The 12,327-nt window shown below is 60.7% G+C and carries 13 protein-coding genes; 2 read left to right on the forward strand and 11 right to left on the reverse strand.

The features are described from left to right. Positions 1–13 precede the first annotated feature (13 nt). The 6 genes from ACLD1Y_RS22540 to ACLD1Y_RS22565 all read right to left on the reverse strand — a co-directional run bounded on the left by ACLD1Y_RS22540 (position 14) and on the right by ACLD1Y_RS22565 (position 6,326). The gene (locus tag ACLD1Y_RS22540; RefSeq protein WP_429480003.1) at positions 14–322 is read right to left on the reverse strand and encodes a helix-turn-helix domain-containing protein; all 309 of its coding nucleotides are present in this window, start codon (positions 320–322) and stop codon (positions 14–16) included. 10 nt (positions 323–332) lie between these two features. Then, a complete protein-coding gene (locus tag ACLD1Y_RS22545) occupies positions 333–674 on the reverse strand; it encodes a type II toxin-antitoxin system RelE/ParE family toxin (protein WP_429480004.1) in 342 nt (113 codons plus the stop codon). Between the two features lie 193 nt (positions 675–867). Continuing rightward, complete coding sequence (locus tag ACLD1Y_RS22550; RefSeq protein ID WP_429480005.1) at positions 868–2,763, reverse strand: alkaline phosphatase D family protein; 1,896 nt, start codon at positions 2,761–2,763, stop codon at positions 868–870. Between the two features lie 145 nt (positions 2,764–2,908). Beyond that, positions 2,909–5,152, reverse strand: coding sequence for an ATP-binding protein (locus ACLD1Y_RS22555; RefSeq protein ID WP_429480006.1), 2,244 nt, complete (start codon positions 5,150–5,152; stop codon positions 2,909–2,911). Continuing rightward, positions 5,149–5,751 carry a biliverdin-producing heme oxygenase gene (locus ACLD1Y_RS22560; protein WP_429480007.1) on the reverse strand — a complete coding sequence of 201 codons (603 nt, stop codon included), beginning with the start codon at positions 5,749–5,751 and terminating at the stop codon, positions 5,149–5,151. The genes ACLD1Y_RS22555 and ACLD1Y_RS22560 overlap by 4 nt, the downstream gene beginning before the upstream one ends. Before the next feature lie 194 nt (positions 5,752–5,945). Beyond that, positions 5,946–6,326: a response regulator gene (locus tag ACLD1Y_RS22565; RefSeq protein ID WP_429480008.1), complete on the reverse strand. Its 381-nt coding sequence runs from the start codon at positions 6,324–6,326 to the stop codon at positions 5,946–5,948. A 153-nt stretch (positions 6,327–6,479) separates the two neighbouring features. On the opposite strand from ACLD1Y_RS22565, the gene ACLD1Y_RS22570 reads away from it, so the two are divergent. Further along, complete coding sequence (locus ACLD1Y_RS22570; RefSeq protein ID WP_429480009.1) at positions 6,480–7,001, forward strand: demethoxyubiquinone hydroxylase family protein; 522 nt, start codon at positions 6,480–6,482, stop codon at positions 6,999–7,001. Positions 7,002–7,044: 43 nt separating this feature from the next. Next, complete coding sequence (locus tag ACLD1Y_RS22575; RefSeq protein ID WP_429480010.1) at positions 7,045–7,419, forward strand: c-type cytochrome; 375 nt, start codon at positions 7,045–7,047, stop codon at positions 7,417–7,419. On the opposite strand, the gene ACLD1Y_RS22580 is transcribed toward ACLD1Y_RS22575, so the two are convergent. The 5 genes from ACLD1Y_RS22580 to ACLD1Y_RS22600 form a co-directional block, all read right to left on the reverse strand. Then, a complete protein-coding gene (locus tag ACLD1Y_RS22580; protein WP_429480011.1) occupies positions 7,420–9,441 on the reverse strand; it encodes an LTA synthase family protein in 2,022 nt (673 codons plus the stop codon). 67 nt (positions 9,442–9,508) lie between these two features. Beyond that, positions 9,509–10,111: a hypothetical protein gene (locus ACLD1Y_RS22585; RefSeq protein WP_429480012.1), complete on the reverse strand. Its 603-nt coding sequence runs from the start codon at positions 10,109–10,111 to the stop codon at positions 9,509–9,511. Beyond that, positions 10,111–11,379, reverse strand: coding sequence for a sialidase family protein (locus ACLD1Y_RS22590; RefSeq protein WP_429480013.1), 1,269 nt, complete (start codon positions 11,377–11,379; stop codon positions 10,111–10,113). Before ACLD1Y_RS22590 ends, ACLD1Y_RS22585 begins: the two co-directional genes overlap by 1 nt. A gap of 22 nt (positions 11,380–11,401) precedes the next feature. Continuing rightward, positions 11,402–11,947: a cytochrome b/b6 domain-containing protein gene (locus tag ACLD1Y_RS22595; protein WP_429480014.1), complete on the reverse strand. Its 546-nt coding sequence runs from the start codon at positions 11,945–11,947 to the stop codon at positions 11,402–11,404. After that, a complete protein-coding gene (locus ACLD1Y_RS22600; RefSeq protein ID WP_429480015.1) occupies positions 11,947–12,213 on the reverse strand; it encodes a PepSY domain-containing protein in 267 nt (88 codons plus the stop codon). The genes ACLD1Y_RS22595 and ACLD1Y_RS22600 overlap by 1 nt, the downstream gene beginning before the upstream one ends. Positions 12,214–12,327 lie beyond the last annotated feature (114 nt).

Here is a 12,327-nt window from a genome sequence, read left to right on the forward strand (position 1 = left end):
ATTGTGTGATGCTTCAGGTCATCGTTGGCCCTACAGGTGAATCCGGTACCAGCCTAACCTCCACCCGTTGGCCCAGTGCTCTTGCAGCACTTGCTAGAGTAGCCAGTGTCATTCCGGCATCGTTTTGATCAAGGGCGCGGTCTACGGCAGTCCGGCTGGTATGCATGCGTTCAGCCAGTGCTTTTTTAGTGATTTTCTGTGCCTTCATCGCTTCTGCCAATTGCCAGGCGATAACCCGTTTCAGCGCCCCAGCGGACACCTCCTCGCTCAGGCCATCGTCGTTAAGAAAAGCATCGAAGCTGGAGCCGATATGTTTGTTCATGTGAGGTTCCTCATAACTTGCTCTTGCGACGCCTTGCCGTATCTAGTTCGACAGCCGGCGTTTTCTGGCTCTTTTTAATAAACCCGTGCAGTAACACCATCTGGCAATCGACCAGCGTGAAAATGACCCGCGCGATGCTGTTATCAAGTTCGGTTCGTACCTCCCAGAGGCGGCTTTCCAACTTTCGAACCAGCGGCATTCCCTGTGGCCATCCGAACTGGACGGATTTGATATCGATGCCTATGAGTTTTCTGTCTTCTCTGGGCAGTTCCATCAGCCATTCACGAACCGGCTCGTTACCTATCTCAGTTCGATAAAAGACAACGTTCAACACAAGATGTATGTCATTCACTGGCGAGTGTACCAAAATAAGTTCATTTGACCATCGGCGATTGATAGGGTTTTTCGCGAAGATTGGTCAGAGCCTGGCACTTTTTTATCGGAGCAAAAGGTATTGAGTTGTTTCTTAAAATATCAATAAAAACATAGGCATAAGTGATTTCAGAAAGGTCGGTGTGATCGTGTTACTGCTTGCGTAAGAAAGATTACTTCGGCGCCACCATCCTCGTCCGCGCCCTCCCATCCGCGTTGTGCTGGTAAATCGCCTCCGGCTGCCCCTGCTCATTGAAAAACACCTGGCCAATCCCCGCCGAATTCCACAGCCGTTCACCCGCATCACGATGCTCCGGAATGTGCGGCACCACCTGCATGGTGCGCCGGCGGGTGAACCAGTTGAGGGGCGAACGGGGGGAGTAGAGCCAGCGGTTGAGGCGGTCGAACCATTCCAGCAGGCGCGGGGGGAATTCGTTTTTGATGCCGCTGCTGGTGATCTGCCAGATTCGTGGGCCGGCGTTGCGATGGCGGATCAGCACCTCGTAGACGAACGAATAATGCACATCACCGGAGAGGATCACGTAGTTACCCGGCGTACGCGAGTGACGGAAGATGTTGAGGATCACCTGAGCGGCACCGCGATGGGCCATCCAGTTTTCGGCGTCTACCAGCAGCGGGTGGCCGCACCAACTGAACACCTTTTGCACCGTCTCAATCAGCTTGACGCCAAAGACCGGCGCGGGCGAGACGATGATGGCGCAGGGGTGGTCGAGCAGTGCCTGTTGCAGTTCGCTCAAGGCTTCCCAATCCAAAAGACCGGAGGGTTGCTTGAGGGTGAACTCGCTGCGCCAGCGGCGGGTGCGGGTGTCGAGCACCACCAGGGCCGGCGTGGTGGGCAGTACGTAATGCCATTGCTGGAAAGCCAGCAGCGCGTCGATCAGTTCATCCTGAGCGCCGGCTTGTAAGTGATCGGCCTGAACGCCGCTGGCTAGCGCCTGGGCCTGGCTCACCAGTTCGCCAAATACATCCGGTTGGTTGCCCCAGCCCTGGCACAGCAGGTAGGCCAGCAGGGCGTTGCCGATGATGCGCTTGGAAAAAGGATGGCCGTAGGCGGTTTGCTCCCATTGGGCGCTGAGGTTCCAGTCATCGGTGATGTCGTGGTCGTCAAAGATCATTAAGGTGGACAGGTGCGCAAATACCCGCGCGACACCCGGCAGGCCGTCGCGAAAGCGGTCGATGTGCACCTGTTCCCGGGTATACCGCCCTTGTTCTTCACGGCTCAGTTGCGGCGGCTGTGGTGCGATCAGTGTCCAGGGTGTGGGCGACCAGACCAGCAGGTACATCGCCAGCACTTCGGCGAACGTCACCAGATGGTTATCGGCGGTGCTGCTGGTGAAAATGGGTTTTTTCACGCCGCCAAAAAAGCGCTCGCGCAGGGTTTCGTTGCTGTCCAGCGCCGGTAGCAGGTCGGCGCGATGGTAGTAGCTGGCACTGTGGCCGTAGAGGCTGGCGCTGTCGTCCACCACGGCGCCTTCCAGGTATTCGTCGAACAGGCCCAGGCGTGCGATCAGCGCATGGATGGCCCGCAGCATTGGCCCAGCCACATCGTCGGCGTATACCTGGTCGCCGCTCATCATCAGCAACGCGGGGCGTTCGTTCAGGGAGTGAGACTCGGCCAGCAAGCGATCGACACACAGCAGCCCGTCATTGGCTGGGTGGTGAGGTTTGCGGCACGAGCCGTGCACCAGTTGATGAATGCGACTGTGGAGAATGAAGTTGGGCGTCTGCGCATTGCCGTACAGCAGGTGTGGCGCCCATTCGGCGATGCCTGCGTTATCGACCAGCAGGTCGTACTCGATGAGTTCATCCTGGGGCAGGGCGTCTTCCAGTGGTACGTCGATCAGATGGATAACGGCCTGGCGGCCCACCGGCACGCGCTGGCAGTGGCTTGGGCCGAGGGGAATGTCCCGGGTCTGCCCGGCGGCCTGCAGCCTTAGCGTCATGGTCAATTCGCGGCTGCCTACCAGCCACAGCACCAGGCGCTGGGGTTCCAGGCGACGCAGCAACGGGCCGGCAATTACGGCGGGCAGTGGGGCGGGGTGAGGCATGCGGGTACAGGCTCCGGGCAGAAGAGAGCCGGTGAGGTTAGCGCAAAGGATGTGAGTGTTTTGTTAAGGCAAGGCTCGCTGAAACCACAGAGGGCAACACAAGTGTTGCCCTCTGTTTCAAGCGCGTTGAGCGTGCAACCGCCAATCAGGTGTGCGAGTCGCCTTCCACCTTTGGCACCGTAAACCGGAACTCGCTGCCACGGCCCACTTCACTTTCAGCAACAATCTTGCCGCCATGGGCCTGGATGATGCCCTGGGTGATATACAGCCCCAGGCCACTGCCGGTCGGGTTGTTCTCGGTCTGTGTCCAGTAGCGATCAAACACATGGGGCAGTTGCTCCGGCGCAATGCCTTCGCCGGAGTCGCGCACCGAAAACACGATCTCCTCGCCATTGCTCATGGCGCTGATGCCGATATTGCCCTGGCGCGGCGTGAACTTGATGGCGTTGCCGATCAGGTTCGACAGCACCTGGAACAAGCGCTCCGGGTCGGCGTTGATTTGCAGGCCGGGCTCGGCGTTGAACGACAGGTCGATGCCTTTTTCCATCGCCAGCGGTGCCAGCAGCGAATAAGCCTCTTCGAAGATCTGGCTCACATCCAGCGCCACCGGCTTGACCACATAACGTCCGGCCTCGATTTTCGAGGTGTCGAGCAAGTCTTCCAGCAGCACGTTCATGCGCCCGGCGGCCTGTTGCATGGTGTCGATGGCCGAGGAAATCCGCCGCGACGTGTGTGGGCCATCGGAGCTGAACGCCTTTTGCATCATGCCGCACAGCATGGAGATGACGGTCATCGGGTTGCGCAGGTCGTGGGACACCACCGCCACCAACTCATCGCGTGCCCGCACTGCTTGTTGCTCGCGCAGCACCTGGCGCGCCAAGTCGTTTTCCAGGGCCGAGCGGCGCAGGTCGTTGGCGGCGAAGCGGTCACCGTGGCTCCACTTGGTGGAGATGCCGGCCATTTCCACTTTCCAGATTTCAAACGAGGTGCGTGGGCGCAGGCGCAGGCCGGCGTCGGAGGTTTCCAGGTCCAGCGGCTTTTTCGGGTCGCCGCTCCAGTTGATGTTCTCTTTGACTTCCGGGCGGAACCACAGCACGCCGTTATCCACAGGCTTGGGCAAGCTCATGGCCAACACGCCACTGGCCACCTGCTGGAACTCCACGCCAGGCGGATACACCGAAGCCAGGTTATGGCTGGAAAACACCGGCTCGCCGCCCTCTTGCAGCCACTTGTGCAGCGCGCGGATCTGCGCCGGCTCCGGGCAGTTGCCGTAGCGGTGCAGTTGCTTGTCTTCGATGATCGCAACGCCGCCCGCCAGGGCCAGGTCCATCAGTACCTGCGGTTGCTGGGCCAGGCCGTCGAAGACGTTTTCTTCCGAGCGTTTCATCGCCTGGTCCAGCAGGGCCAGGGCCTCGACTTTCTCTTCGCGCTGGCGGCTCAGGTCCAGGGCTTCCATGGCGCTGATTTGCAACGACAGCACCTGGCCGATGGTCTGGCAGGCGGTGCGCAGGTCATTGGGCACCAGCAGTGGCTCGCGGTTGCCGCAGCTGATCAGGCCCCAGAGTTTGTCGCCCTTCATCAGCGAGATGCTCATGGACGACAGCACGCCCATGTTCTGCATGTACTGGCAGTGGATCGGCGACACACTGCGCAGGGTGGCAAAGCTCAAATCCAGCGGCTGGCCGGTGTCTGGGCGCAATTTGGGCAACAGCGGCACCGGCTCATAGGCGGCGTTGGGGATGATGCGCAGCCAGTTGGTGCGATACAGCTCGCGGGCCTGCTCGGGGATGTCGGACGCGGGGAAGAACAGCCCGTTGAATAGCTCCATGGACGGTGCCGATGCTTCGGCGATCACCTGGCCGTGGCCTTCGTCTTCGAAGCGGTAGATCAGCACGCGGTCGTAGCCGGTCATGGCCTGGATTTCATTCACGCTGATTTCGTACAGCGCCTGCAGGGTTTTCGCCGCCTGCAAGCGTTGCAGCATCTTGCCCAGGTCGCTGGTGCGACCGTTCAGCGCCCGTGGGCGGAAATCCTTGAGCAGCGGTTCGAACTCCAGCACCAGCACGTGTTGATGGCGATGCAACAGGCCTTCGAACTCGGCGCCGTTAAAGCTCACATGCAGCGGCGGCGCGTCAAAAAACGTGTTGTTTTCGGCCATCGCGGCAACGGCCTTGGCCGTTTCGGCGCCCACCAGGGTATGCAGCGGCTGGCCCAGCAGCGCCTCGGGCGTGTGGCCGAACAGAGCAGCGACGTTGGCGCTGACCTGGATGATATTCAGCTCGGGCTCCGACAAGGTCAGCAGCACGCCATGGGGCTGGATCGCCCCCGGAAAGCGGATGGGCTCGTCGGCACAGTTGGCAAGCAGCTCTTCAAAATCTTCGGGTTTCATAGCAGTACCTCCTGGCTGTCGAGCCATTGCTCAAAGCAGCTGAATGTGGAACGGGCAGCCTCCACCGCGCGTTGTTTCGCGAGAGCGTCCAGCGGCAGGTGGCCCAGATAATCGAGAAAGTCTTTCCAGCGCCGACCGGTCTCGGCGCCATATACATTGAGAAACGCACCGCCGTTTTCGGCATTTACGTCCAGGCGCTGGGCCATTTCCCGGCGCAGTACCTGGCCGCCCAGTGTTGCGCCTTCCAGCACATACAGGGCGCCCAGGCAGGCGGCGGGGGTATCGAAAACCGGCAACTCGGTGCAACGGGGCAGGGCGCGGATAGCCTGTGCATCCAGGCCCAATGCCGTGAGGTCGCCCAACAATGTCGGCGTTTTCACACGCAGCACGGGATCGTAGCCTTCAGGAATCAAACCACAGTTGTACAGAGCCACTTCCATTGGCCCATAAAACCCGTAGTACGCCTGGAGCAAACGCTGGTACCAGCCGGCATCCAATTGCTCGCAGAAAAACGGCAAGCGTTTTTCCAACGCGACGTGCAGCAGGGCAGTGCCTGTGCGCAACGCATCCAATAACGTGGGCGCGACCTGAGAATGCATTCAATAAGCTCGAACTGTGGGCTTTTAGGCCATGAATGACGCGTTGAAAGGGGCGACAATTCTACACAACTCAAGGCCGTCAGCAGCTTGCGCAAGGCGAAAACGCTGACCGGCGGATCAGAAAAGTCGCTCCATGCTCATTAATGACCCCAGAGCCTGTTACGAAGTTCGGTTTAGGTGATATCGCGACGCTATCAATGCAGGGACGTGCCCTGTTGGGTCAGTGCCGTTTGCACGCACTCAATCAGGTGTTCACTGCTCCACGGCTTGGGCAGGAACCGCACCGAACTTCCCAGTTGCTCCGCCAGCTTGGCATTGCCGGAAGTGAGCAGCACCGGGACCGTTGGCCAGCGATGCGCCACCACCCGGCTCAAATCATAGCCATTGAGCAACCCCGGCATTTGGATATCGCTGACAATCAGGTCCACCGGGTCGTCGCCCCGTTCCAGGTAAATCATCCCTTCATCGGCCGAAGGAAACGACGTCACCACCGCCCCGAAATCTTCCAGTACATCCACCATTAACGAACGAATGATCTCGTCGTCTTCCAGCACTAAAATCGATGGCTGAGCCATGATCCTTACTCCACCATCAGGGTTCAGTAAGGTGGAGTAGAACACGTCTGTATAGGTTCGATTGGATGTATTCGGGGCGATGGGTGGTCATCAGAAGGGCGTTGCAGGATACTGCGCCCACCTCAAAGGTCACCTCGCACAAGGCCGTTCACTGTGAAAGACCCGGATTTGGGCAGCCGCATGATCAAAGTCGACCATGCCGGCGAGCATGGCGCGATCTGCATCTACAGCGGCCAACTGTTCATGGCGCGACTATTTGCCCCAGGCATGGTGGCTGAACTGCAGGAGTTTTTGTCCCACGAACGCCGCCATCGCGCTGTGTTCCAGGCCGAGTTGCAACGGCGCGCTTATCGTCGCTGCCGCAGCTACTGGCTGTGTGGCCTCGGTGGTTTAGTGCTGGGTTTGCTCACCGGCCTGTGTGGGCGCAAGGCAATCGTCGCTACCACCGTCGCGGTCGAAAGCGTGGTGCTCAAACACCTGGCCCATCAACTGCACACTTTGCGCGATATCGACTCGCAGGCCGTGGCCGCGATTGCCTCTATCGTCGAAGAAGAACAACACCATCATGACCATTCGGCCGCGCAGATTGATAGGCGCGATCCCTGGTTTCGCGCACTGACGCCGGTGGTCACCGCCTGGACCGAAACCGTGATCTGGATGGGCATGCGTTCCTGACAAACAGGCATAATCGTCCGCTACACCTGCTGTGGAGCCCCCCATGAAGTACGCCGTGTTCGCCCTCGCCCTGACGCTCGCCACCAGCCCAGCCTTCGCGGCCGGTGATGCCGAGGCGGGCGCCAAGCTGTTCACCAAGACCTGCGGCGGTTGCCACAGCGTCGGCGAAGGCGCTCGCGGTGGCTTCGGCCCGGAGCTCAACGGCATCATCGGCAGGCCCGCCGGCACCACCACCGACTACCAATACTCCGACGCGATGAAAAACTCCGGCGTGGTCTGGACTCGCGACAAACTCGCCGCCTATATCGAAGCGCCGAAGAAAGTGGTGAGCGGCACGCGGATGATCTTCTGGGGCATCAGCGACCAGGAGAAGATCGACAACATCCTGGCTTACCTCGAAACCTTCCAGCCCAAGTAATCACTCGCGCACGTTGCGGAACAACATCAACCGCGCACTTTCGTGCAGCCCTCGGGTCAGCCCCTGCAAGCGTTGAAACTCTTCGGGATGCTGTTCGGCGACGTCTTCCCGTGGCGTTTTTGAAGCCAGGTCATGCAGGGTCGGCGCGCTGCCGTCGTGTTGCATTTGCAGCAAAAATTTTTGGGTCACGCCGCCGATGATCGGGAAGGTGCCTTCGCGCAACACCAAGGGCACCACCCGTTCACCTTCGGGCGCAGGTTGCTGGATATCGCGGCCCATGGCGCCATTGCGAAACGGCATGCCCGCCATGCCGGCCACGGTGGGCAGCAGGTCGGCCAGGCCCACCGCTTCCTCGATGACGCGAGGCTTGAGGCCGGGGGCGTGAATCAGCAGCGGCACGTTGTTGCTCTCCAAACCCAGCTGTTCAAAGGCGGGCGCCATGTGCGGGATCTGGCTGATGCGCGTGTTGTGGTCGCCGAAGAACACAAAGATGCTGTTGTGGTACCAACCGCCGGCCTTGGCGATGTCCATCAGGCGGCCGATGTTGTAGTCCAGCAGGCGCACGGCGTTGTATTGCTCGACGCTGCGCGAACCGGCGGCCTGTACTTGTTCCAGGGTCATGTCCTTGACCTGGAAACCATCGTTCTGCTTGGGGATGGTGAACGGGCGATGGTTGCCGGAGGTTTGCAGGTAGGCGAAAAACGGTTGCGGCTGGGGCACGGCGCGTAATAAGCCATCGGCTTCCTTGAACAGATCCAGGTCGGAGATGCCCCACACGTCTACCCGTGGCGAGCGCCAGTGGCTTTCTTCATACAGCTGCACGCCGTCGATACTCTGGCGGATCAGCGCGTTGATATTCGCCCAGCCCGCGTTGCCGCCGATCATGTAGAACTTCTGGTAACCCTCGAACGCGTTGATCAGCGTGTGTTGCCGGGTGATCAGCGGGTTACGGGTGGCGGTCTCTTGGCGCGTCACATCCGGCACGCCGCTGATGCTGGCCCACACGGTCTTGGCGGTGCCGGTGACGGGTACGTAGAAGTGCTTGAAGAACCAACTTTGGGTGGCCAGTGTGTCCAGGTTCGGCGTGGGGTTCAGCGGGTTGCCATAGGCGCCCACGGCGCTGGTGCCGAGGGATTCGAGCATCACGAACACCACGTTCGGCGGGTGCTCGCCAGCCAGTCGATAGGGCTGCACGCCTTGTTCACGGGTGAAGGTCAGTTGCTGCGTATCGGGCTGATCAACCCCCAGGTAGTGAGCGATTTGCGGGTAATGCTCGCGCACCTTTTTTTCGTCGAATTGAGACTGGCCAACCTTGAGCGTGTCGTACAAAAACAGCACCGGGTTCAGGCCCACGGCGGCCACCTGGCTGTCACCGGAAAAGAACGCATCACTCCAGCGCAGGGGCACCGGGTTTTCCAGGTTCAAGTTGGCGACGCGACCGAGCAGGGCCAGCAGCACGACCGTCAACCCCATCACCGAGACTGACACCCGTGCCCATTTGCCGATGACGGCTTTGGGCCGATCCAGGGTCAAGCGCTCCAGACACACCAGCGCCCACACCCACAGCGCCACGGCCGCCAGCCAGCAGGCGGTTATCCACAGCACCGGGTAGGTTTCCCACACCATCTGTTGGGAAATCTGAGCGTCTTGCAGGTAACGCAGCACCGTCGCGTTGATGCGCACGCCGAGGTAGGCGTAGTGGCCGAAATCGATGATGTACACCAGGCCCACCACCGCCAGCGCCACCACCAGATAGCCCCGCGCCAGCCAACGCAGAGCGGGCAGGGTGATGAGGTTCCAGCGCGGCAGCCAGGCCAGCACGGCCAGGGGCAACAGGAGTAACACTGCCAGGCGCAGGTCGAAACGCAGGCCGATGGCGAAGGTCTCCAGCAGGTGCGGGGTATTCAACGCCAGGCCCGAAAAGCCCAGTACGAACACCAGCCGCAACGCTGCCAGCAACACAAACACCCAGCCGATTGCGCCCACGCCGTAGCGTAGGCGGCGGGATTGCAATGCAGTCATTTTTTCCCCATTTTTTAAACCGACGCAGAACCAATGTGGGAGCGGGCTTGCTCGCGAAAGCGGTGTGTCAGCCAAACATGTACTGACTGACACTGCGCATTCGCGAGCAAGCCCGCTCCCACAGTTTGATCTGCATGCATCCAGCGATGACGCAGTAAGTTGCCAAGAGCGGATCGACCAAATAATCCCAATAGTTCTCCGACGCCTTAAGCCGCAACGCAAACGCCAGCGTCCCCACCACCAACATCCACACCGCCAGCGCATTACGCAGGGCCAACATCACCAGCGCCGCCATTGCCACGAGCACAATCATCGGCCGAGGGTTGAAGCCCCAGCGGTACGGGTCGATATAGGTCAGCCCCAACGTCGCCGGGTACAGCACCAAGCCCAGCACACAAAACAGCAGCAACATCTGCACGCGGTGCGGGCGATCAACAGGCTGCACCACGCCCAACCGGCTCAGCGCCACCCACGCCAGCAACACCAAGGTGCTGATCGCCAAGTCATCGGTAAAACTGCGCACATACGCCGCCAACGGCAGCGCGTTGACCGGGATAAAACTCACCGCTACCAGCACCGGCAACAACCACGGCCGCCACGGCTGGGTGACGCGCAGCGCGCACAGCGCCACAAACCCCAGCAGCACAAAACTCAAATGGGCCTGCCACATCACAAACGCTCCGCCAGCCAGGCTTCGTTGAAGCTGACATGTTTGATAAAGGTGTTATTCCACGAATACACCAGGTGGTACGTGCCATCCGGGCTGCGGCTGAAATACGGGTATTCGTACTCAAAATCGCAGCCGACCGGTTTGCACACGCGGTAATCCAGGCTGCTGAGAAACCGCTGCTCCAACGGCAGGCGCCGCGCACCGCTGGAGGCGCGAAAACCCTCCCCGATGATGGCTTTGTAGGCCTCGGGGGAGAACGGCTGGCCCAGCGGGTCCGGCGACTGGTCCAGCTCCACCACGGTGCGCCACTGGCTGAGCTGGGCGTCGGTGCCGTAGAGACTGAGTTTGAAGCGGCCGTCTTGCAGGTCGTTGAGGGCCACCAGCAGCCCGTCATCCTCCGTGCCCACCGCCGCCAGCGACGAATTGGGGTTGGCTGGTTCCAGCGGATACGGCTCGCTCCAGGTTTGCCCAGCGTCGGTGGTGCGGCTGGCGAGCACGCGGTGATGGGTGTCGCCGGCGTAACGCAACATCGCCACGGCGCGCTGGCCGTCCAGCGGTACGATGGTCGGTTGCAACGAATGCTTGCCCCGGCTGATGCGGAATTTATCGATCACCGCCCCATCGGCGCTCAAGTACAGGTACTCGGCAAACTTGCCCATAAACTCGTGGTACACGGGCAAACCGATGGAGCCATCGGCATGGAACACCGGCGCGGCGCGCACCAGGGTGCTGATGTTGAAGAACGGCGACGTCACCAACTGCCTCGGCGCCGACCAACTGGCGCCGAGGTCATCGGAGACCATCACGTTGATCGCACTGGCGGCCCAGCCGCCCACCGACACCGACACGTAAAACATCCACAGGCGTTTGTCCGGCGCCAACGCGATCACCGGGTTGCCGAGTTTGCGGATGTAACGCCGGGTGCCATCGCGGGTGCTTTCGCGCGTGGCCAGCACCTGCTCGGCGCCCCATTCGCCGCTGTGGGCATCAAAACGCGCGGTACGCACCTGCACATCGGCGGCGCCTTCGCGGGAACCGGCGAACCACACCGCCATCAAGTCGCCGCCGGGCAGGGCGGTCACCGAGGATGAGTGCACAAAGTCGGTGAGCTGGGTGGACACAAACCGGCTGCTGTACTGCGGGGCCGCCGCGACTTTGGCGGTGTTCGGGCTTACCTGGGCAAACGGCGCCAACACATGGGGCGGATGGCTTTGCCAGGCGGCAAAAAACACCGCCAGCAGGCTGCAAATCAATAAGGCGGAGCGCATAGAAGACCTGTGGATAAAAGGATTACGGCGCACGCTCATCCGGCAGGCGCTTCCTGCGGCCGGTGAGCATGGATAACGGCAGGTTGTCGCGCACCTGGACACTTTCAATGATCGCTGCCAGCACATGGATGCCCACCAAGCCCAACAACACATTGGCGGCGGTCTCATGGATTTGCAGCGGCCAGTCAGCACCCCACAGGGCATCGACTTCCTCCATCAAAAAGCCGCTGACGCCCACCGTGAGCAACGCCAGCAACATCAACAGCATCACCAGCGCGCCAATCGGCGAATGGCCCAGCCGGTGTTGCGGCCGGCCATTGAGCAGCGAGCGCAGGTGGGCATTCAGGCGTTTGGGTGTCGGCCAAAAGTCTGCCCAGCGTGCGCTGCGCGGCCCGACAAACCCCCACACCCCGCGCACCAGCAGCCAGGCCATGGCGTAGTAGCCCAGCCAGACATGCCAGCTGTCGCCCGCTTCGTTAAAGCAGTAATTGGCGACAAAGACCCCGGCGATAGACACATGAAACAGCCTCACCAACGGGTCCCACAGGCGCAGGGATTGCGCTGGCATCAGCCTTTGATCTCAGTCTTCACAGCCTTGCCGGTGACCGGGTCGTGGTAGATCTCGACCTTGCGCTTGTCTTTGTCGAAGCCGTAGATCTCGTAGCAGTTGCCGTCAGTGACCTTGAACTTGCTGATCTCGTAGCCTTCGGCCTTGAGCTTGTCCTGGAAGGCTTTTTGGTCTTGCCATTGCGAGCGCTCGGCGGTGGTGCACTGCGGGCCAGCCAGGGCCAAGGGGCTGGCGAGGATTAGGGACAACAGGAGAATTTTGCGCATGGAAAAGCTCTCAGCAGATGTGGGAGATTTCACAGTGCTAAACCAACCTTAGGGCAACCTTAGTTGGCAACGAGCCGTAACATCTTTGCCAGTGGTGTTCGGGTAAAACCCGGC

The sequence above is a fragment of the Pseudomonas sp. 18175 genome (assembly GCF_050432925.1).
Classification (GTDB): Bacteria; Pseudomonadota; Gammaproteobacteria; order Pseudomonadales; family Pseudomonadaceae; genus Aquipseudomonas.

Coding starts and splice junctions, on each gene's coding strand:
- ACLD1Y_RS22540 (WP_429480003.1), bottom strand. CDS start 322: ATGAACAAACATATCGGCTCCAGCTTCGATGCTTTTCTTAACGACGAT.
- ACLD1Y_RS22550 (WP_429480005.1), bottom strand. CDS start 2,763: ATGCCTCACCCCGCCCCACTGCCCGCCGTAATTGCCGGCCCGTTGCTG.
- ACLD1Y_RS22555 (WP_429480006.1), bottom strand. CDS start 5,152: ATGAAACCCGAAGATTTTGAAGAGCTGCTTGCCAACTGTGCCGACGAG.
- ACLD1Y_RS22560 (WP_429480007.1), bottom strand. CDS start 5,751: ATGCATTCTCAGGTCGCGCCCACGTTATTGGATGCGTTGCGCACAGGC.
- ACLD1Y_RS22565 (WP_429480008.1), bottom strand. CDS start 6,326: ATGGCTCAGCCATCGATTTTAGTGCTGGAAGACGACGAGATCATTCGT.
- ACLD1Y_RS22575 (WP_429480010.1), top strand. CDS start 7,045: ATGAAGTACGCCGTGTTCGCCCTCGCCCTGACGCTCGCCACCAGCCCA.
- ACLD1Y_RS22580 (WP_429480011.1), bottom strand. CDS start 9,441: ATGACTGCATTGCAATCCCGCCGCCTACGCTACGGCGTGGGCGCAATC.
- ACLD1Y_RS22585 (WP_429480012.1), bottom strand. CDS start 10,111: ATGTGGCAGGCCCATTTGAGTTTTGTGCTGCTGGGGTTTGTGGCGCTG.
- ACLD1Y_RS22590 (WP_429480013.1), bottom strand. CDS start 11,379: ATGCGCTCCGCCTTATTGATTTGCAGCCTGCTGGCGGTGTTTTTTGCC.
- ACLD1Y_RS22595 (WP_429480014.1), bottom strand. CDS start 11,947: ATGCCAGCGCAATCCCTGCGCCTGTGGGACCCGTTGGTGAGGCTGTTT.
- ACLD1Y_RS22600 (WP_429480015.1), bottom strand. CDS start 12,213: ATGCGCAAAATTCTCCTGTTGTCCCTAATCCTCGCCAGCCCCTTGGCC.